This is a genomic window from Mycobacterium sp. NGS59 (assembly GCF_059812345.1).
Genome location: NZ_JCALCN010000005.1, coordinates 229,843 through 247,866, shown reverse-complemented (window position 1 = coordinate 247,866; position 18,024 = coordinate 229,843). Strand labels below are relative to the sequence as shown.

Sequence of the window (18,024 nt, the reverse complement as noted above, 5' to 3'; positions counted from 1 at the left end):
CGCCGACGGCTGCAGGTGGCGATCGCGACGGATAGGCGGCCTTGTCCGCTGCCGCACAAGCGGTTTGGCGGTGCCGACGTTGATGATCCCGGATTCGGGGCCTTGATCAGTTGGTGAGTTCCAGCGCGGCCGCGACGACGGGTTTGGCCCAATCTGGCGTAGAGGTCAAGTCGGGGGGACCGACTATCCGGCGCTCCTTCCAGTGCAGCACCAAGACCGGACGCGGTGGCTGCCCCTGCGCGGGATCGGCGGTGATCGAGTTGTCGTACACCCGCAACTCGGTGAGCACCGGCAGCAACGTCACAAGATTGATCATGCTGTGCCGGTACCGCCGGCGAATGTCGGCGTCGGAAATGTCATGCCCGCCGGCGCGAACCCGCTGCCCTACCCGTGCGATATGCATATCCGGGCTGGCGAGCCCGACATAGAAGACGTGAATCTCTATGCCGCGCTTGGCGGCTGCGGCCAGCAGTGCCGTTATCGTGTTGCCGCCGAGTGTGGTCTCGAACACGAAGTCGAGACCGTCATCGATCGCCCGTTGCAACAACATTCGGCCCTGTTCCCACGCCGCGGCATTAGCCTCGGTCTGGCCCAGTCCGGCATGGGCCGCCATGATCTCCCGTGCGGCTTCGTCGGGGTTGTAGTACTCACCGCCGTTGTCGCGGATGGTCGCGCCGACGATGCTGCTCTTGCCGGCGCCGTTGACGCCCGCTACTACGCTGATGCGTGCTGGGGCCATGAGCGGTGCCGGATCACCGCCGTCGGGCGGCCCTCACCGCAGCGGCCCCGAGCTCCTCGGGTGTGGCGTCGAACGCCGCAGCAACCCCGGCTTTGGCTTCGGAGGTCTGCATCGCTGACAACAACTCGTCGAACCGCGCACTGAGGCCATCGAGGACGGGGGTCGCCGAAGCGGTCAACGCCTCGAATTCGGCGAACGACACCAGCACCGCCCGCGGGGTGTCGTGCTTGGTGATCACCACTGCCCCACGGGTGGCGGCCTCTTCAAAAACGGCGCCGAAGGCATTTCGGAGGTGACTGGCAGTCACCGTGGGTACATCGACCAGCTTGCCGTCGCGGTTACGGAAGGCGACTGTAGACATGGCGCTCACTCCCCTCGGTTACGTCCATTCTGACTGTTTTGTCTAATTTGTGCGATTAGTCCAATCTACTGCGGCTCCCCAGCTTGCGCCACCGGGCGGACTCGCGGCGAGCGAGGCCTCGAGGTGGCTGTAGCGTGGCGGCCGTGAAATTCTCCCGGGTCTGTTCCTCCGTCGCGCTCGCATCCGCCGTCTTCGCCGGCGCCACCCTTGATGGATCGGGCGTAGCGACCGCCGCCGGCACCTGCCCCACCGCGGCACCACCGGCCGGCGCGGCAAGCGACTGGACGCTTTCGGGGACTACCGGCAGCATCGCGGTCGTCGGTCCGACAGATGCGGCCGCGCCGCGGGTGACGGTGACGGCGCCGTTCAGCGTCTCCCAAACCCAGGTCCATACCTTGCAGGCCGGGGACGGGCCGGTGGTACCGGCTACGGCGCGGGTCTCCGTCTGCTATCAGGGCGTCAACGGACGCGACGGCTCGGTGTTCGACAGCAGCTACGAGCGCGGTGCCCCGGCCAGCTTCTCGCTCCTCGGGGTCATCCCCGGCTTCCAGAAGGCCATCACCGGACAGAAAGTCGGGTCCACGGTGGCCGTCGCCGCGACGCCCGCCGACGGTTATCCCGAAGGTCAGCCCAGCGCAGGAATCCGGCCGGGCGACTCGCTCATCTTCGTGCTCAAGATCCTCGCCGCCGCGGGCTGAGCCCGGGTTAGACGGGTGGATTCGCCGTCAGGGGTCAACGTATAACGGCCTGTCTTTTTCTGGTCCGATGAAAGCTCCTGGATGGTGAATACCCCGAACCCGCCCTCGTCGTCATGGATCTGCACGGTGGTGGTGTGCTGTGTGCCGTGCCCTGTCACCTGTGCGCGATGCGGGGCTGCGATGTGATCGAGGGAATCGAACCCTCTGCACTGCCCTCCGTGCGCCAGAGTGACCAGCTTTGCCCGCCGGTCAAGGGCTTGTGCACGCCTCCATGACAACTACCTGCTTCACCTCCGCTCAATCCAGCAGTTCCGCCTCCCAGTTGGTGCGCTGGATCAGCACGTCGAGCTCGCGCAGCTCTCGGGCCACTCCGTCGGCTCGACCACGCAACTCGGCAACCGGCAACGCGGACAACATCTTCAGCTCGGATCGCAGTTGGCGTGCGTACCCGGACTGACTGCTGCCCGCCGCCGCATCGGCCGCCGTGTTCAGCACGTGATGCCGCAAGCGCAGCGCGTCACGGCGAGCCAGCGCATCGGTCAACGTGCCCTCCGCGCCCACCTCGGTGGCGGCATTGGTGCGGTTGATGCGACGGATGAGAGCTTCGAACTCGTCCAGGACCTCATCGACCTCGGTGAGCAGCGCGGCGGCGTTCTCAGCCGGGTCTTCACCCTCTTGGTACCGCGCATTGCTCACGATTCGAGACCGCAATTGTTCGATCCGGCGCGCCGCAGTTGCGCGCAGCGACAGCGCCTCTGCCAGCTTCACAATCCTCAACTCCTCCGTGAAATCAATGGCTGCCCGACGGGCACAGCCATCATGGCGCCGAATCGTCAAGACAGCAACGGATTTTCGCACGTCGCGGCTAGACGTGAAGAACCGTCAGACCGGCAGCACCTTCGAGCGCGTCGAAATCATCGTCCTGGGTCACTACCGCTAACCCGCGCGAAGCGGCGATGGCCGCGATCCACAGAGCGTTGACGCGGACCCGCCGGCCCGTTTCGGCCAAATGAATGCGAAGCCGCGCCCACATCCGCGCTGCGTTGTCATCCACGGGCAAAGCGACCATGTCAGCGACCGCATCCAAGGTTTGCAGTCGTTGCGCTCGGACATCGGACGAGTCCGCCGCAAGCACGCCGAGATTGAGCTCGGCCAGAGTGACCACGGTTGTCGCCACATCGTCGGGGATTTGTGACACATCCAGTCGGCGACCGCTCTCCTTCGCGATGAATACGGATGTGTCGAGCACGCCTGCGGATGTCATCGTAGGGGCCCGAGGTCATCGGTCGTGTCGCCGGCAAGTTCGGAGAGCTGTTGGCGCAGTGCAGGATCCGCTTGTGCGTATTCAAGACGCTGGAGCAGTTCGGCCCGGCTCAACCACCGGCGCCGAGTCGGCCGCACCGCGGTCAGCATCGCGACGGCTTTTCCGTTGACGGTCACAGTGATGTCTTCGCCGCCCTGAACCCGTCGCAACAAACCTGCGGTGTCGTTGCGGAGTTCACGGGATGCCACGTCTGACATGCTACGAACGTAGCACATCTGTAGAAAGTAGCCTTTCGGCTATCCCGGTAGCTGGATCACCAGCACGTCCCGACGGCGTAGTCGAAGTCGTCGCCGAGATAAGCCGCCGCAACCCTATTCTTGGCTCGTGTCCTGGCACGTGGACCCTCCACCCACAACGCGACGCTGGCATGCGATCGGTGTGGCGGGATATCTGTGCATGCTCGGTATCTACGCTGTGGCGGCTGCGCACGTCGAGGCTGCCAAGGGAGAAACCCGGCTGCACTGGCTGCTGGCCGGAGCCGCGGTGTTGGGCGTATGCGGCGCGGTGGTCGGCTGGCTTCGCGGCTGGGAACGGCGGCGCGACCTGCTGCTGGCGTGGCCGGTGGGAGGGCTCGTCGTCACCGTGCTGGCCGGGTGGATCGATCCGCACGCCACCCGGGACTTCCCCGGCACCATCACGATCGCGTTCGCCTACATCGGCCTGACCCGCCCCCGCTGGCAGTCGCTGACCCTGGTGCCGCTGGGAGTCGCGGCGTTCCTGGTGGGCGGCGCCAGGGACTTCCCCGCCGCGCTACCGGCCGCGGTGCCGCCCGCGATCATGTGGGTCCTGGTCGCCGAAGTCCCGGCCTGGCTCATCGACCGGTTGGAGCGGCAGAGTGCGCTGCTGCGCAAGATCGCGCAGACCGACGCCCTCACCCAACTGCTCGACCGCAGCACGCTGGGACCCCGGTTGTCGATGCACGCCGCCGAATCGGCGGTCGTGCTGCTCGACCTCGACAACTTCAAGCGCTACAACGACCGCCACGGCCATGAGGCCGGCGACGAACTGCTGGTCGCCTTCGCCGATGCGTTGCGCTGGTCAGTTCGCAAGGAGGACATCATCTTTCGGATCGGCGGCGACGAATTCCTGCTCATGCTCGTCGGCGCCGACCGCGCCCAGGCCGAACAGGTTGTCGAACGGCTGCGCCGCCGCTGGTCCGAGGTCGAGGGCCAGGTCGGTTTCAGCGCCGGGATCGCCACCGGCGAGCAAGACCTGCTGCGTCTGGCCGACGAGCACATGTACGCGGCCAAGCGCTCCCGCGGTCTGCCCGCTGACTGATCGACGACGGTTAGGCTGGCGAAGGATCGCATCGTCCCGGCGGAACGGAGTACGCGGATGTCGTCATTTGGTTCAGCACGCACCGACGGGGACAGCTGGGACCTCGCCTCCAGCGTCGGGGCTACCGCGACGATGGTGGCGGCGGCGCGGGCACTGGCCTCCACCCCTCCCGAACCGCTGCTCGACGACCGCTTCGCCGAGCCGCTGGTGCGCGCGGTCGGGCATCCCTTCTTCATCCGCATGCTGGACGGGGAGATTCCGCTCGACGACGCCGACATGCCGATGACCTATCAGCAGCGCCGCGAGCAGATGGCCGTCCGGACGAGGTTCTTCGACGACTTCTTCAACGCAGCGACGACCGCCGGAATCCGTCAGGCGGTGATTCTGGCCGCCGGGCTCGACGCCAGGGCCTACCGACTGCCGTGGCCGGCCGGCACGGTGGTCTTCGAAGTGGATCAGCCCGACGTCATCACCTTCAAGGACGTGACCCTCGCCCAGCTGGGCGCCGAACCGGCGACCGAACGCCGTCCCGTCGGGATCGACCTCCGGGAGGACTGGCCAGAAGCGCTGCGCGACAACCACTTCGACATTGCCCGGCCGACCGCCTGGATCGCCGAGGGGCTACTCCCCTACCTGCCGCCCGAAGCTCAGGACCGGCTGCTGGACAACATCACCGCGCTGAGCGCACCCGGAAGCCGGTTGGCGACCGAGAACATCAAAGACATGAGCGTGTTCACCGACGAACGTGCCCGCGCGATGCGCAGCAGCTGGCGCAAACACGGACTCGACATCGACGTCGCCGAGCTGGTGTGGCTGGGACCCAGGCGTCAAGCCGCTGAACATCTGGCGTCCACCGGCTGGACAGTCACCCGGCATTCCACCGAGCAGGTCTACGCCGACTACGGCTTCGTGGTGCCGGACAATGAGATCCTGGCCGAATTCCGCCAGGCGGTCGGTTACCTCAGCGCCGAATTAAGTTGACGGGAAGTGGGCATCCAGTCCACAACCGCAACGAGGAGGAATGAGTACATGACCGACGTCCCGTCAATCACCCTCAACGACGGGAACCTGATCCCGCAACTGGGTCTCGGGGTCTTTCAGATCGAGCCCGACGAAACGGCCGCCGCGGTTCGTTCCGCGCTGGAGTTGGGCTACCGCCACATCGACACCGCGCAGATGTACGGCAACGAAAAGGAAGTGGGACAAGGGATTCGAGACGCGGGTATGGACCGCAGCCAGGTCTTCGTCACCAGCAAACTCAACAACGGATTCCACCGGCCCGACGACGCGCGGCGCGCCTTCGATGAGACGTTGACGGCGCTGGGGTTCGACTACATCGACCTCTTCCTCATCCACTGGCCGCTGCCGACGCTCTACGACGGCGACTTTCTCGCCACCTGGACCACGCTCGAGGAATTCGCCCGAGACGGGCGCGCCCGCAGCATCGGCGTCTCGAACTTCCAGCCAGACCACTTGGATCAGCTGTCGGCCTCAGCGATCGTGCCCGCGGTCAACCAGATCGAAGTACACCCCTACTTCACCAACGACCAGGTGCGCGCGTACAACTTGCAGCACGAGATCGCGACCGAGGCGTGGTCGCCGATCGCCCAGGGCAAGGTCCTCGACGACCCGGTGGTGGTAGGGGTCGCCGAATCAGTGGGCAAGACACCTGCGCAGGTGGTGCTGCGCTGGCACATCCAGCGCGGCGACATCGTGTTCCCGAAGTCGGTGAATCCCGAACGGATGAAGGCCAATTACGAGATCTTCGACTTCGAGCTGTCCGGGGACGACATGACGGTGATCAGCGGACTGGACCGTGGCGAGGATGGCCGCACCGGAGCCCATCCCGACGAGTTCGACTACATCCCCGACTGATCGGACGCACGGGACCTCACGCCTGCGGACCCACTGAAGGTGGCCAGTGCGTGCCCGGCGATGCGTCACCGGGTTCGGCGTGCTCCCCGCGCGACAGCGGCACCCACTGCTCACTCGGCGCCGGCTGGTTCGACGACGGAAAGTCACGCAACTTGCCCGACGGCTTGGCGTCCCAACGCGCGAACGTCAACGGCGTCTGCAGCCAGGCGTGCAGCAGGTTGTACACGGCTTCCAAGGAGTCCATGTGGGTGCGTTCCCAGCCGTGGCTGCCGTCCAGTCCGAAGCCGACCAGCGCGGCCCGGGTGCCCGCACCCGCCTCGATCGCCGCGGCGGCGTCGGACCGGTAGTAGCGGAACACATCCCGCGCGAACGGTATCTCGCATCGCTCGGCGAGCCGGCACAGCTTGCGCGTCAGGTGATAGTCGAACGGGCCGTGCATGTCGGCCATCGGGATGGTCACCCCGTCCTCGCGGGAGTGCTGGCCGGGCGCGCACACCGCGTTGTCCACAGAGATCAGCTCGGCGACGTCGGCGGGCAACCCGTGGCTGGCGCCGTGCCCGACTTCCTCGGTGATGGTGACCATGATCGTGGTCCGGTGCGGCAGCACCAGCTTGTTCTCGGCGAAGTTCTTGGCCAGCGCGAGCGCCACCGCCACGCCCGCTTTGCCGTCCAGGTGCCGGGACACGATGAAGCCGTCGGCGGTGAGCTCTGGGCTGGCGATCAACGCGACGAAGTCGCCGACGTTCAGGCCGAGACGGACCAGGTCTTCCCGCGAGGACACCTTGCGGTCGATGCGGACCTCGACGTGCTCCCAGTCGGTGGGCTGGGTGTCGATCTCGTCGCCGAAGGCGTGCCCACTCGCCTTGAGCGGCATCACCGTGCCGGTGATGAACTCGTCGGGATCGTCGATGAAGATACGCACTCGGGCGCCGGCGGCGAACCGTGCCGAGAAGGTGCCCACCGGGACCAGCTCGAGGCGGCCGTTGTCCTTGAGGTCGCGCACCATGCAGCCGATGGTGTCGGCGTGCACCACCAACGCCCGGTCGGTGGTCTTGGACTTTCCTGCGAGTTCGGCGGTCAGCGCCCCGCGGCGGGTCAGCGAGAAGGGCACGCCGAATTCGTCGAGAGTGTCACCGATCAACTGCATCACCGCGTCGGTACGGCCCGCCGGGCTCGGTGTCTGCAAAAGCGCCAGCAGCGTATCGATCATCCAGGCGCGATCGGCTTCCGACATGGCCGCTTCTTGGCCCACGCCGCCTCCCTTCCAGGTTGTTCGGACTCGTGTTCAACCTAGCGGGTGGCCTCGGGATGCTGTTCGGTGAGGAACTCGACGACGATCGCCGCCATCGCGTCGATCGCGTTGCGCGCGATGACTTCGAAACCGTGCGTGCTCAACGTGGGCAGGCACAGCAGGCCCGCGCGCGGCGTCAGGCCGTTGGCCTTGGCGTGGGAGGCGTCGGATTCGAAGGCGCCGAGGGCCGCGGCCTGGGGCTCGAGTCCCTGCTCGGCGGCGATCTTCATCAGCCGGTCGGCGACGTCTTTGTCGTAGACGCACAGCGCATCGTTGTAGCCGACGATCGGGCCGCCGGCGACGCTGGTCCCGTACTCCTGCTCGGTGGGGCCGACTTCCAGGGCGAGGGCGAGCGTGCCGGGCAGCGAAGCACTGGCGTAGGAGCCGCCCACGCCGCCGATTTCTTCGTTGGTGGTGAACACCAGGTAGGCGTCCTCGGCCGGCCGCCGCCCGGCGGCATGAAGGAGCCGCGCCGCGCGCAGCAACGCGGTGATCGCGGCGCGATCGTCGAGGAAATAGCAGCCGATGTAGTCGCCGAGTTCGACCAGCGTCCGCTTGGTCCGGTCCACGCAGATGCGGGTCCCCGGGTGCACCCCGGCCTCCTCGAGCTCCTGCTGGCTGCGTCCGGTGAAGACGTAGACGTGTTGCCAGTCCAGTGCCCGATCACCCTGGTCGGGTTTGGTCTCCCAGATGCGCTGGCTTTCCTTGGTGGTGTGCTCGGAGCCCAGGGTGAGCACCGCGGTGAACGTCTCCCGGTCGCCGAGCACGGCAACCGGTCCGAGACCGAAATTGCCCGGATACATCGTCCCCAACTGCGTCAGATGCAGCGTGCCGTCCGACTCGACGCGCTTGACCAGCATGGACAGTTCGTCCATGTGCGCCATGACTTTCGTCCCGGATCCCGGTCCGGTCGCCGGGTTCCAGCGGTGACGGCCCTGGGCCAGGGCGTCGCCGTCGGGATCATCCCCGGCGGCGATGTAACCGATCAGATTGCCGGCGGCGTCGGTCCACATGTCGTCGACGAACGGGCGCAGTTCGCGGGCACAGACCGCCCGCACTTCGTCTTCCTGACCGCATGGCCCGTACGTCCACAACAGTTCCTGCAGGAGGTCGTCGGTCGAGTCGCTGTCGGGGTGCACGGCCTAGTCCCCCTGCGCGGATTTCTTCTCGCGCCATTCCCGCTCGAATGGCAGCCGCCACGCATTCGGCGCGATCAACTGGTGGATGGCGTTGGGGCCCCACGTCCCCGGCTGGTACATCTTGACCGGCGGCGGGTCGTCGAGGAGATCCTGGGAACGCTCCCACAACGACTCGATGCCCTCGGCGGTGTTGAACAGCGTGTGGTCGCCACGCATCGCGTCGAGGATCAACCTCTCGTACGCTTCGAGCACGTCGGCGACGGCGTCGATCTCCTGGGTGGAGAATTGCATCGACATCTTGTCGAGCTTCATTCCCGGGCCCGGCCGCTTCCCGTAGAAGGACAGCGAGACCTTCGAGTTGTCGGCGAGGTCGAAGGTCAGGTGGTCGGGGCCCTGGGTGCCTACGCCCGATCCGGGTGGGAACATGGTCCGCGGTGCCTCTTTGAACGCGACCGAGATGACGCGGATGCCTTCGGCCATTTTCTTGCCGGTCCGCAGATAGATCGGTACGCCGGCCCAACGCCAGTTGTCGATGCCTACCTTCAGCGCGATGAACGTCTCGGTGTCGGAATCCTTGGCCACTCCGTCCTCTTTGCGGTAGCCGGCGTATTGACCGCGCACCACATGGGACGTGTTGACCGGCAGCATCGAGCGGAACACCTTGTTCTTCTCTTCGCTGATGGCGCGTGGCTCGAGCGCCGTCGGTGGCTCCATCACCACGAACGCCATCACCTGGAACAGGTGAGTGACGACCATGTCTTTGTAGGCGCCGGTTTGCTCGTAGAAATTGGCCCGCTGGTCGAGTCCGAGTTCTTCGGGGATATCGATTTGGATGTGGTCGATGAAGTTGCGGTTCCAGATCGGTTCGAACAGCCCGTTGGCGAACCGGAACGCCAGGATGTTCTGCGCGGCTTCCTTGCCCAGGAAGTGGTCGATACGGAAAATCTGCGATTCCTTGAACGTTTCGTGCAGGAAGTCGTTGAGGGAGACCGCGCTGGCCAGGTCGGTTCCGAACGGTTTCTCCATCACCACCCGCGAGCGCTCGACCAGATCGGCGTCGCGCAGCATCGTTATCACGGGGCGGGCGGCCTTGGGCGGCACGGACAGGTAGTGCAGCCGTCGGGTGTTCGGTCCGAGTTCCTTTTCGGCTTTCGCGACGGCGGCTGCCAACGCCTCCGGTCCGGCGTCTTGCGGGACGTAGGTGAGGATCTTGGAGAAGTCCTCCCACTGCTCGTCGGTCAGCTTGTGGGTGCCGTAGTTGTCGATTGCTTCCTTGGCGAGCTCCCGGAACTCGTCGTCGGTGAGGTCTTCCAGTGACGTCGCGATGATGTGGATGTCGGGCGCGAGCTCGGACTGATCCAGGTAGGCCAGGCCGGACAGTAATTTGCGCTTCGCCAGATCCCCGGTCGCACCGAACAGGACGATGACATGGGGCTCGAGCGGGTCGGAGTCGTTGCGGCGCGGGCGGGACCCCGGCGCCGGATAGGAGATCGTCTGCGGTTTCTTGGTGGCCACTCTGGCGATACTTCCATCGCTGCGCCGTGTACGCACCCATCCCCGCCAGATCAATCTCATCGAGATTTCGGCGGTGTGGATCCAGCGGCTGCGGGGAACGAACGAGTATGGCCCACACCGAAACCGACCCCGAGATGGGCTCCGAGCGCACCGAGGAGAAGAACCGGGCACCCGATCCCGACGACCCCAGCAAGCCGGAATCTCCGCACGACCTCACCCAGGCGTCGTGGTTGTACGTGCTACGAAAGACGGCGCACGAATTCGTCGACGACCAATGCACCGACCTGGCCGCGGCGCTGACGTACTACGCGGTGCTCTCGCTGTTTCCGGCACTGCTGGTGATGGTTTCGCTGCTCGGTGTGTTCGGGCAGGGCCGCAGTACCACCAACGCGCTGCTCGACGCGGCCGCCGGCCTCGTGCCGGCCTCCGCGGTCGACATGCTGCGCGAGCCGGTCCAGCAGATCGTGGACAACCCGTCGGCCGGGTTCGCGCTGATCGTCAGCACGCTGGCGGCGCTGTGGACGGCCTCGGGTTACGTCGGCGCGTTCGGGCGGGCGATGAACCGCATCTACGAGGTGGCCGAGGGACGGCCCATCTGGAAGCTGCGCCCGCTGCAGGCCGGGCTCACCCTGGCCGGCGTCGCGCTGGTCGCCGCGGTGGCGTTGATGCTGGTGGTCAGCGGACCGGTCACCGACGCCGTCGGCGACGCGATCGGCTTGGGTGAGGCGGCACAGACCGCCTGGACGGTCGCCAAGTGGCCGCTGATCCTGGTGTGCGTCTCGCTGGCGGTGGCGATCCTGTACTACGTCAGTCCTAACGTGCAGCAGCCGAAGTTTCGCTGGGTGAGCATCGGCGCGGCGGTCGCGATCGTGGCGTGGGCGATCGCCTCAGTCGGCTTCGGCTTCTACGTCACCAATTTCGGCAGCTACAACAAAACCTACGGGGCGCTGGGTGGTGTCATCGTGTTCCTGCTGTGGCTGTACATCACCAACGTCGCGCTGTTGTTCGGCGCCGAGCTCGACGCCGAACTCGAGCGGGGACGAGAGCTGCAGGCCGGCATCCCGGCCGAGCGGGAACTTCAGTTGCCCCCCAAAGACACCCGCGTCGTGGAGAAGAACGAAGCCACCGAGGAGAAGGACATCAAGCGCGGTCGCTGGTTGCGCCACACCCGGGGCCGACGCGAGTAGCGGGCTCGGCACCGGCGTCAGAGCCGATCGCGCACGCTGTCGATCGCCCGCAGGATGCGCTGTTCGCTGACCGGTCGCGGGGTGCCGAGCTGCTGAGCCCACAGGCTCACCCGCAATTCCTCGATCTGGCGGGCGATGTCGCCGACGTCGGCTCCCCGGGCCCGGGCCGGTGGCAGTTCCCGCAGCAGATCCTGGTAGGCCCTCTGCACGGTGTGCACCCGTTGCATCCGTTCCCGGTCGGCCTGGATGGCGTGCGGCAACCTGTCCAGGCGGCGCCCGATCGCGGTCAGGTAGCGGGTCAGATCGTCGAGGTGTTCGACCCCGGTGGCCGTGACGAATCCCGGCGACAGCAGCCGATCGAGCTGCGTTCGCACATCGGAGATCGCCTCGGCCTGAGCCGACGGCGGGTGTGCGGGCAACAGCAGCTCGACCTCCCGCGCGGCAGCCAACACCTGCTCCACCCGCCGCACGACGTCCAGGGTCGCGGCGGGCAGGGTCTGCGCCAGCCGATCGCGCAGCGCCGCGAATTCGTCGCGCGTCCAGACCGGCTGCTTGCACAGCGTGTCCGTCGCGGCGTCGGCGCAGTCGTCGAGCAACGCGCGCAGCGAACCGTCGGGATTGCTGCCCAGCGCCAACCTGGTCCGCGGATCCAATTGCCGCTCAACGGTTTTGGCCGGCGACGGCGCGCTGAGTCGCAACAGCCGACGCAGGCCGGCGGCCAGCGCGGAATGCTGCTCGCCGGCCGTTGCGAAAACCCGCAGATCGACGGCGGTGCCGGCGTCGACGAAGGCGGGATAGCCACGTACGGTCCGACCGTCGACAGTGCGCTCGACCACCCGGGGCAGTTCATCCAGGTCGTCGGGCCAGGTGCGTAGCCCGGTCCGTTCCAGGTCGCCGGCCACGGCGTGGGCGACGGCTTGCCGGGCGGGCGCCGCCAACTCGTCCTGCAGCGCCGGCAGATCCTTGCCGCGGGCCACCTCGGTGCCGTCGGCGGCCTCGACGGCGAACGTCACCCGCAGGTGCGCCGGCAGCGCATCCAGGTCGAAGGCGTCCACCGGCACCAAAACCCCGGTGCGGCGGCGCAATTCGCGCTGCAGCGCGACCAGCAGCGGCTCGCCGACGGGGTCGATGTGGGCGAGCACCGCACGCGCCGTGTCGGGCGCCGGAACAAAGTTGCGCCGCAGATCTTTTGGCAGTGAGCGGATCAGGGCGGTGACGAGTTCCTCACGCAACGCCGGTACCTGCCAGGCGAACTCGTCGCCGCCCAGGCGCGCCAATACGTCGATGGGCACGTGCACCGTGACGCCGTCGTCGGCGGCGCCGGGCTCGAACCGGTACGTCAAGGGCAAGATGGCATCGCCGGTGCGCCAGGTGTCCGGCCGGTCGACGTCGTCGTTGCTGCGCAGCAGTTCGTCGCGGGTGAAGGTGAGCAGGTCCGGGGTGCGGTGGCGCTGCTTCTTCCACCACCCGTCGAAGTGCCGGGTCGAGACGACGTCGGCGGGGATGCGGGCGTCATACAGGGCGTAGACCTCCTCGTCGCCGACCAGCAGGTCGCGGCGCCGGGCGCGTGCCTCCAACTCCTCGAGTTCGGCCCGCAGCCGAGCATTGTCGGTGAAGAAGCGGTGGCGGGTGCGCCAGTCCCCCTCGACCAGTGCGTGCCGGATGAACAGCTCCCGGGCCACCGCCGGCTCGACCCGGGCGTACCCGACACGGCGGCGCGCGATGAGCGGCAGGCCGTAGAGCGTCACCCGCTCGTAGGCCAGCACCTCCCCGCGCGTGGCGTCCCAGTGCGGCTCGCTGTAGGTGCGCTGCACCAACTCCCCCGCGACCCGTTCCACGATCTCGGGTTGGACGCGCGCGGCGATCCGCCCGTAGAGGCGACTGGTCTCGACCAGCTCGGCCACCACCACCCAGCGCGGTGGCCGCCTGCTGAGCACCGAGCCGGGCGCCAGGACGAACCGGGCATTGCGCGCGCCCAGGTACTCGCGTCCGTCCTCCCGGCGCATCCCCACATGCGAGAGCAACCCGGACAGCAGCGCCGCATGGATCCGGCCGGGGTCGGCGGGCTCGTCGGATTCGGTGATACCCAGGTCACGGGCGATGCTGCGCAGCTGCCCGACGAGATCCTGCCATTCCCGGATCCGCAGGTAATGCAAAAACTCGTCCCGGCACATCCGTCGGAACCCATTGCCGGACAAAGACTTTCGTTGCTCGCCGAGATAGCTCCACAGGTTGAGGTAGGCCAGGAAGTCCGAATGCTCGTCGGCGAACCGGGCGTGTTTCTGGCGGGCGGCCTCCTCGCGGTCGGCGGGTCGTTCCCGCGGATCGGGAATGGTCAGCGCCGCGGCCAGCACCAGCACCTCCCGCAGGCACCCCTCGGTGTCGGCCTGCAGAATCATCCGGCCCAGCCGCGGGTCGACGGGCAGCCGCGCCAGCCGCCGGCCCAAGTCGGTGATCGCGCCCTGCTGATCGAAGGCACCCAGCTCCTGCAGCAGCTGCACGCCGTCGCGGACGCTGCGCCGATCCGGTGGGTCGAGAAACGGGAAGTTCTCGACATCGCCGAGCTGCAGGGCCGCCATCTGTAGCAGCACCGCGGCGAGGTTGGTGCGCAGTATCTCCGGCTCGGTGTAGCGGGGCCGGGCCTCGAAATCCGGCTCGGAGTAGAGGCGGATGCACACGCCGGGCGCCACCCGACCGCACCGGCCCGCGCGTTGCGCCGCGGAGGCCTGCGAGATCGGCTCGATCGGCAACCGCTGCACTTTCAGCCGGCGGCTGTAGCGCGAGATGCGGGCGTTGCCCGGGTCGACGACGTAACGGATCCCCGGCACCGTCAACGAGGTCTCCGCGACGTTCGTGGCCAGCACGACCCGACGGCCGGTGTGCGGCGCGAACACCTTCTGCTGTTCGGCGGTGGGCAGCCGGGCATACAGCGGCAGCACCTCGGTGTGCCGAAGCTCTCGCAAAGCCTCGGCGGTGTCCCGGATTTCGCGCTCGCCGGACAGGAACACCAGAACGTCCCCGGCCGGTTCAGCGCCCAGTTCGTGCACGGCGTCGACGATCGCCTCCACCTCGTCACGGGTCTCGGAACGCACGACCTCGTGATCGGGATCGTCCGGATCCTCCTCGGCGGCAATGGGAACCGGTAGCTCCAACGGTCGGTATCGAATCTCGACCGGGTAGCTGCGTCCCGACACCTCGACGATCGGTGCGCCCCCGAAGTGCGCGGCGAATCGCTGCGGCTCGATGGTCGCCGACGTCACGATCACCTTCAGGTCAGGCCGCCGGGGCAACAACTCGCGCAGATACCCGAGCAGAAAGTCGACGTTCAGGCTGCGCTCGTGGGCCTCGTCGAGGATCAAGGTGTCGTAGCGCAGCAGGCGACGGTCGCGCTGGATCTCGGCGAGCAGGATGCCGTCGGTCATGAGTTTGACCAGGGTGCGGTCGCTGACCTGGTCGGTGAATCGCACGCTGAAGCCCACCACGTCGCCGATCGGGGTATTCAGCTCGTCGGCGATGCGCTGGGCGACGGTGCGGGCGGCCAGCCGCCGCGGCTGAGTGTGACCGATGGTCCCCTGGACGCCGCGGCCGAGCTCCAGGCAGATCTTCGGCAGTTGGGTGGTTTTGCCCGAACCGGTTTCGCCGGCCACGATCACCACCTGGTGCCGACTGATCGCCTCGGCGATGTCCCGGCGCCGATCGCAGACGGGCAGGTCGGGGTAGGTGATGGCGGGAACGGCGGCACGCCGGGCGGCGATCAGCGCTTCGGCTGCGGTGACCTGGGTGGCGAACCGTTGCAGTTGCTCCGGCTTGCCGCCGCGCACGGTACGCAGCCGTTTGCGCAGGCGCGCGGCGTCGCGGATCGTCAGCTCGTCGAGGCGGCTGCGTAGCTCCGCGGGGGTCGGGTCGGCCACTCCGCAGAGGATAGGCCGTCAGGCTCGCCTATCCGGCCGGCTGCACGGGCCGGCACACGTTGGCCCCCGGGTCCCACCATTCGCCGTCCGCGCACGCGAGCGGCTGCGGTCCCACCCCGAGCGGCCGGCACACGTTGGCCGTCGGATCCCACCACTCGCCGGCCGCGCACGCCAGCGGCTGCGGTCCCACCCCGAGCGGCCGGCAGACCTTGCCGGTGGGATCCCACCATTCACCGTTGGCGCACTGGGCCGAGCTGACCGCGGGCGATACGAATGTCACGATCGCCCAGGGCGCTACCACCATGGCGGCGACGGCGACCAGACGGCTGAAAACTGTCCACATTGCACACCTCGTATCCGCGCTGTTCAGGTGACCAGATGCCGGATTCGTTCCCGATGCGGCCAGATCCCAAACTCGCAGGCCGCCGACGAACGCGCTACGGCCGGTATGCCAGGATCTGGATATGACTGCACGCAGCCTCGCACGGATCTCCGGTGTCTTCGCCATGGCGACGTGGGCGGTGCTCAGCGTGCCCAGCGCCGCTCCGACCGCCGCCGCCGACCCGTGCGCCGACGTCTCGGTCGTCTACGCCCGGGGTACCCACCAGGAACCCGGCCTCGGCAACGTGGGCCAGGCCTTCGTCGACTCACTCACCTCGCAGATCGCCGGGCGTTCCGTCGAGGTCTACCCGGTCAACTACCCGGCCAGCGACGACTACCACGGCAGCGCCCCGGCCGGCGCCGACGACGCCAGCGCCCACGTCCAGGGCACCGTGGACAGCTGCCCGAACACCAAGATCGTGCTGGGTGGCTACTCGCAGGGCGCGACCGTGATCAATCTGGCCACCAATCAGCTGCCGCCCGCGGCGGCCAACCGGGTGGCCGCGGTCGCCTACTTCGGCGAACCGTCCAGTGGATTCTCCAGCGCGTTGTGGGGTGGCCCGCTGCCGACGATCAACCCCGCCTACAGCGGCAAGCTGATCAGCTTGTGCGCCACCGATGACCCGATCTGCACCGGAGGGGGAAACATCATCGCGCACGTCTCCTACATCGAGAACGGCATGACGAACCAGGCCGCGACCTTCGCCGCGAACCGGGTGAAGTAGCGGCCCGGCCAGGACCTCACTGGGCCAGCAGGCGCCGCTTCTGCTCGGTGAACTCCTGCTCGGTGAGGATTCCCGCGTCGCGCAGCGACGCCAGCTCCCGCAATTCGGCGGCGATGCTGGTGATCGGTCCGCCGGCCGGTACCGGCGGCGCAGCGACGGGCTCCTTGCCGGCCGTCGCCGCCTCCGCATCGGGTTTTGCCGGCCGCTTGGTCACACCGCCGAGTTGCTCGCGGGTGCGTGTCCCGGCGCCGCCGCCCGAACCGGTGGTGCCGGCCACCGCGCGTCCGGCCAGGCCCGCAAGTGCCATCTGGCTGAACAGGTTTCCGGCGCTGCCGGCCACGCCTTCGGCGGCGGCAGCGGCGGCCGGCACTGCCAAGGTAGTCATGCGGATGGCCGGCGCGGCCGTCGTCCAACCCGCAGGTACCGACAGCCCCCCGACCGTGGCGGCTTCGCCCAGGCCGGCCGACACGGTGGACCCGGCCGCCGGCGGCAGCGGCACGGGACCCGAGTAGGCCGGTAGCCTGGCCCAGCCGCTGACGATGTCGTCGGTGTGCAGACCGACGTAATACCCGTCGATGTCGTAGGGCAGGGCCGCGCCGGCGAGGATTCCGTCGAGCGTCACTCCCGCGGTACCGATCTCCGGATCGAGGAAGATGCCGCTGAAGTCGCCCAACAGATCCAGGATCTGCAGCGGCGACAGGCCGGACGCTAGTGGATCGGTGACGGCGGCCGGGCCGGCCAATCCGGTCAGCGCGTTCGGGACCGCGGACAACGTTTGCTGCGCCGAAGAAACGGCCGAGGAAACGGCGCTTTGCGCATCACCGGCAGCGGTGCCGTTGGCCTGCGCGACCGCACCGGCCTGCGCCGACAGCCCACCCGGATTGGTGCTCGACTCGGGCTCTTGGAACGGCGTCAGCGTGGTGGCGGTGGCAGAGGCGAGTGCGTACGCGAGCATGGTCCCGGTGTCTTGCGCCCACATCTCGGCGTACTGAGCCTCGGTCGAGGCGATCGCCGGCAGATTCTGCCCGAAGAAGTTCGTCGCAATCAGCGTCGCCAACAGGCTGCGGTTGGCCGCGACGACCGGCGGCGGCACCGTCGCGGCGAAGGCGGTTTCGTAGGCGACAGCGGCAGCGGCGGCCTGGTCGGCCGTCTGCTCGGCCTGCTGCGCTGTGACCTGCAGCCACGCGACGTAGGGGGCGGCCGCACTCGACATCGACGCCGACGCCGGCCCTACCCAGGGTCCGGAGGTCAGCGTCGTGATCACCGATTCGTACGCACTCGCCGTCGAGTACAGGTTGGCGGCCAATTCCTCCCACGCCGTGGCGGCGCTGAGCATCGACCCCGAGCCGGGTCCGGCATACATCAGCGTCGAAATGATTTCCGGCGGCACCAACGCGAAGTCCATAACGTTCCCTCCCGGTCGGGTGCAATCGGCTGCAACATCCCGAACGCCGACGCACCGGCCCGAGATCACTTCGTCGTGGCGAGCCAGGCCCAGTGATATTGCCTGTCGTTCGCACAGCCGCTACCAATAAAGCACATATATGCGCAGTGCGTGGAATCCGCTCACGTCCCCACCGACGTGGGCATCGTCACAGGT

General features: G+C 67.7%; 17 protein-coding genes. 6 read left to right on the top strand and 11 right to left on the bottom strand.

What is annotated here, in order from left to right; all coding sequences use genetic code 11:
* Positions 1–106: 106 nt before the first annotated feature.
* Positions 107–739 (bottom strand): ATPase, encoded by a 633-nt coding sequence (locus AC5Y46_RS08980; RefSeq protein ID WP_499945851.1) that lies wholly within the window; start codon positions 737–739, stop codon positions 107–109.
* A 13-nt stretch (positions 740–752) separates the two neighbouring features.
* Positions 753–1,100: a type II toxin-antitoxin system Phd/YefM family antitoxin gene (locus tag AC5Y46_RS08975; RefSeq protein ID WP_499945852.1), complete on the bottom strand. Its 348-nt coding sequence runs from the start codon at positions 1,098–1,100 to the stop codon at positions 753–755.
* 134 nt (positions 1,101–1,234) lie between these two features.
* On the opposite strand from AC5Y46_RS08975, the gene AC5Y46_RS08970 reads away from it, so the two are divergent.
* Positions 1,235–1,798: an FKBP-type peptidyl-prolyl cis-trans isomerase gene (locus AC5Y46_RS08970; RefSeq protein ID WP_499945853.1), complete on the top strand. Its 564-nt coding sequence runs from the start codon at positions 1,235–1,237 to the stop codon at positions 1,796–1,798.
* A gap of 297 nt (positions 1,799–2,095) precedes the next feature.
* On the opposite strand, the gene AC5Y46_RS08965 is transcribed toward AC5Y46_RS08970, so the two are convergent.
* The 3 genes from AC5Y46_RS08965 to AC5Y46_RS08955 all read right to left on the bottom strand — a co-directional run bounded on the left by AC5Y46_RS08965 (position 2,096) and on the right by AC5Y46_RS08955 (position 3,319).
* Entirely contained in the window at positions 2,096–2,566 is a 471-nt protein-coding gene (locus AC5Y46_RS08965; protein ID WP_499945854.1) for a DIP1984 family protein, read from the bottom strand.
* Positions 2,567–2,663: 97 nt separating this feature from the next.
* Positions 2,664–3,062: a type II toxin-antitoxin system VapC family toxin gene (locus AC5Y46_RS08960; protein ID WP_499945855.1), complete on the bottom strand. Its 399-nt coding sequence runs from the start codon at positions 3,060–3,062 to the stop codon at positions 2,664–2,666.
* Positions 3,059–3,319, bottom strand: coding sequence for a type II toxin-antitoxin system Phd/YefM family antitoxin (locus AC5Y46_RS08955; protein WP_499945856.1), 261 nt, complete (start codon positions 3,317–3,319; stop codon positions 3,059–3,061). The genes AC5Y46_RS08960 and AC5Y46_RS08955 overlap by 4 nt, the downstream gene beginning before the upstream one ends.
* A 127-nt stretch (positions 3,320–3,446) precedes the next feature.
* Here AC5Y46_RS08955 and AC5Y46_RS08950 point away from each other — a divergent pair, with 127 nt between their 5' ends.
* The 3 genes from AC5Y46_RS08950 to AC5Y46_RS08940 are packed head-to-tail and all read left to right on the top strand — an operon-like array spanning position 3,447 to position 6,275.
* A complete protein-coding gene (locus AC5Y46_RS08950) occupies positions 3,447–4,400 on the top strand; it encodes a GGDEF domain-containing protein (protein ID WP_499945857.1) in 954 nt (317 codons plus the stop codon).
* 57 nt (positions 4,401–4,457) lie between these two features.
* Entirely contained in the window at positions 4,458–5,381 is a 924-nt protein-coding gene (locus AC5Y46_RS08945; protein WP_499945858.1) for a class I SAM-dependent methyltransferase, read from the top strand.
* A gap of 48 nt (positions 5,382–5,429) precedes the next feature.
* Positions 5,430–6,275: an aldo/keto reductase gene (locus tag AC5Y46_RS08940; protein ID WP_499945859.1), complete on the top strand. Its 846-nt coding sequence runs from the start codon at positions 5,430–5,432 to the stop codon at positions 6,273–6,275.
* A 16-nt stretch (positions 6,276–6,291) separates the two neighbouring features.
* Here the strand turns inward: AC5Y46_RS08940 and AC5Y46_RS08935 are convergent, their stop codons facing one another.
* Genes AC5Y46_RS08935 through zwf form a run of 3 tightly spaced genes read right to left on the bottom strand, consistent with a single transcriptional unit; the run spans position 6,292 to position 10,220 of the window.
* Entirely contained in the window at positions 6,292–7,527 is a 1,236-nt protein-coding gene (locus tag AC5Y46_RS08935) for an osmoprotectant NAGGN system M42 family peptidase (protein WP_499945860.1), read from the bottom strand.
* A 38-nt stretch (positions 7,528–7,565) separates the two neighbouring features.
* Positions 7,566–8,705, bottom strand: coding sequence for a M42 family metallopeptidase (locus AC5Y46_RS08930; RefSeq protein ID WP_499945861.1), 1,140 nt, complete (start codon positions 8,703–8,705; stop codon positions 7,566–7,568).
* Between the two features lie 3 nt (positions 8,706–8,708).
* Positions 8,709–10,220 carry a glucose-6-phosphate dehydrogenase gene (zwf, locus tag AC5Y46_RS08925; protein ID WP_499945862.1) on the bottom strand — a complete coding sequence of 504 codons (1,512 nt, stop codon included), beginning with the start codon at positions 10,218–10,220 and terminating at the stop codon, positions 8,709–8,711.
* A 107-nt stretch (positions 10,221–10,327) separates the two neighbouring features.
* Here zwf and AC5Y46_RS08920 point away from each other — a divergent pair, with 107 nt between their 5' ends.
* Positions 10,328–11,407 (top strand): YihY/virulence factor BrkB family protein, encoded by a 1,080-nt coding sequence (locus AC5Y46_RS08920; RefSeq protein ID WP_499945863.1) that lies wholly within the window; start codon positions 10,328–10,330, stop codon positions 11,405–11,407.
* Positions 11,408–11,424: 17 nt separating this feature from the next.
* Here AC5Y46_RS08920 and hrpA read toward each other — a convergent pair whose 3' ends face one another.
* A complete protein-coding gene (gene hrpA, locus AC5Y46_RS08915) occupies positions 11,425–15,318 on the bottom strand; it encodes an ATP-dependent RNA helicase HrpA (RefSeq protein ID WP_499990763.1) in 3,894 nt (1,297 codons plus the stop codon).
* 28 nt (positions 15,319–15,346) lie between these two features.
* Complete coding sequence (locus AC5Y46_RS08910; protein WP_499945865.1) at positions 15,347–15,661, bottom strand: hypothetical protein; 315 nt, start codon at positions 15,659–15,661, stop codon at positions 15,347–15,349.
* 121 nt (positions 15,662–15,782) lie between these two features.
* On the opposite strand from AC5Y46_RS08910, the gene AC5Y46_RS08905 reads away from it, so the two are divergent.
* The gene (locus AC5Y46_RS08905; protein ID WP_499945866.1) at positions 15,783–16,424 is read left to right on the top strand and encodes a cutinase family protein; all 642 of its coding nucleotides are present in this window, start codon (positions 15,783–15,785) and stop codon (positions 16,422–16,424) included.
* 16 nt (positions 16,425–16,440) lie between these two features.
* Here AC5Y46_RS08905 and AC5Y46_RS08900 read toward each other — a convergent pair whose 3' ends face one another.
* Positions 16,441–17,829: a PPE family protein, SVP subgroup gene (locus AC5Y46_RS08900; RefSeq protein WP_499990761.1), complete on the bottom strand. Its 1,389-nt coding sequence runs from the start codon at positions 17,827–17,829 to the stop codon at positions 16,441–16,443.
* Positions 17,830–18,024: the final 195 nt, after the last annotated feature.

Excerpts from the sequence above, each read along its gene's own strand:
- AC5Y46_RS08905 (WP_499945866.1), top strand. The coding sequence starts at position 15,783 with ATGACTGCACGCAGCCTCGCACGGATCTCCGGTGTCTTCGCCATGGCG.
- AC5Y46_RS08920 (WP_499945863.1), top strand. The coding sequence starts at position 10,328 with ATGGCCCACACCGAAACCGACCCCGAGATGGGCTCCGAGCGCACCGAG.
- AC5Y46_RS08900 (WP_499990761.1), bottom strand. The coding sequence starts at position 17,829 with ATGGACTTCGCGTTGGTGCCGCCGGAAATCATTTCGACGCTGATGTAT.
- AC5Y46_RS08975 (WP_499945852.1), bottom strand. The coding sequence starts at position 1,100 with ATGTCTACAGTCGCCTTCCGTAACCGCGACGGCAAGCTGGTCGATGTA.
- AC5Y46_RS08980 (WP_499945851.1), bottom strand. The coding sequence starts at position 739 with ATGGCCCCAGCACGCATCAGCGTAGTAGCGGGCGTCAACGGCGCCGGC.
- AC5Y46_RS08910 (WP_499945865.1), bottom strand. The coding sequence starts at position 15,661 with ATGTGGACAGTTTTCAGCCGTCTGGTCGCCGTCGCCGCCATGGTGGTA.
- AC5Y46_RS08960 (WP_499945855.1), bottom strand. The coding sequence starts at position 3,062 with ATGACATCCGCAGGCGTGCTCGACACATCCGTATTCATCGCGAAGGAG.
- AC5Y46_RS08940 (WP_499945859.1), top strand. The coding sequence starts at position 5,430 with ATGACCGACGTCCCGTCAATCACCCTCAACGACGGGAACCTGATCCCG.
- AC5Y46_RS08955 (WP_499945856.1), bottom strand. The coding sequence starts at position 3,319 with ATGTCAGACGTGGCATCCCGTGAACTCCGCAACGACACCGCAGGTTTG.
- AC5Y46_RS08945 (WP_499945858.1), top strand. The coding sequence starts at position 4,458 with ATGTCGTCATTTGGTTCAGCACGCACCGACGGGGACAGCTGGGACCTC.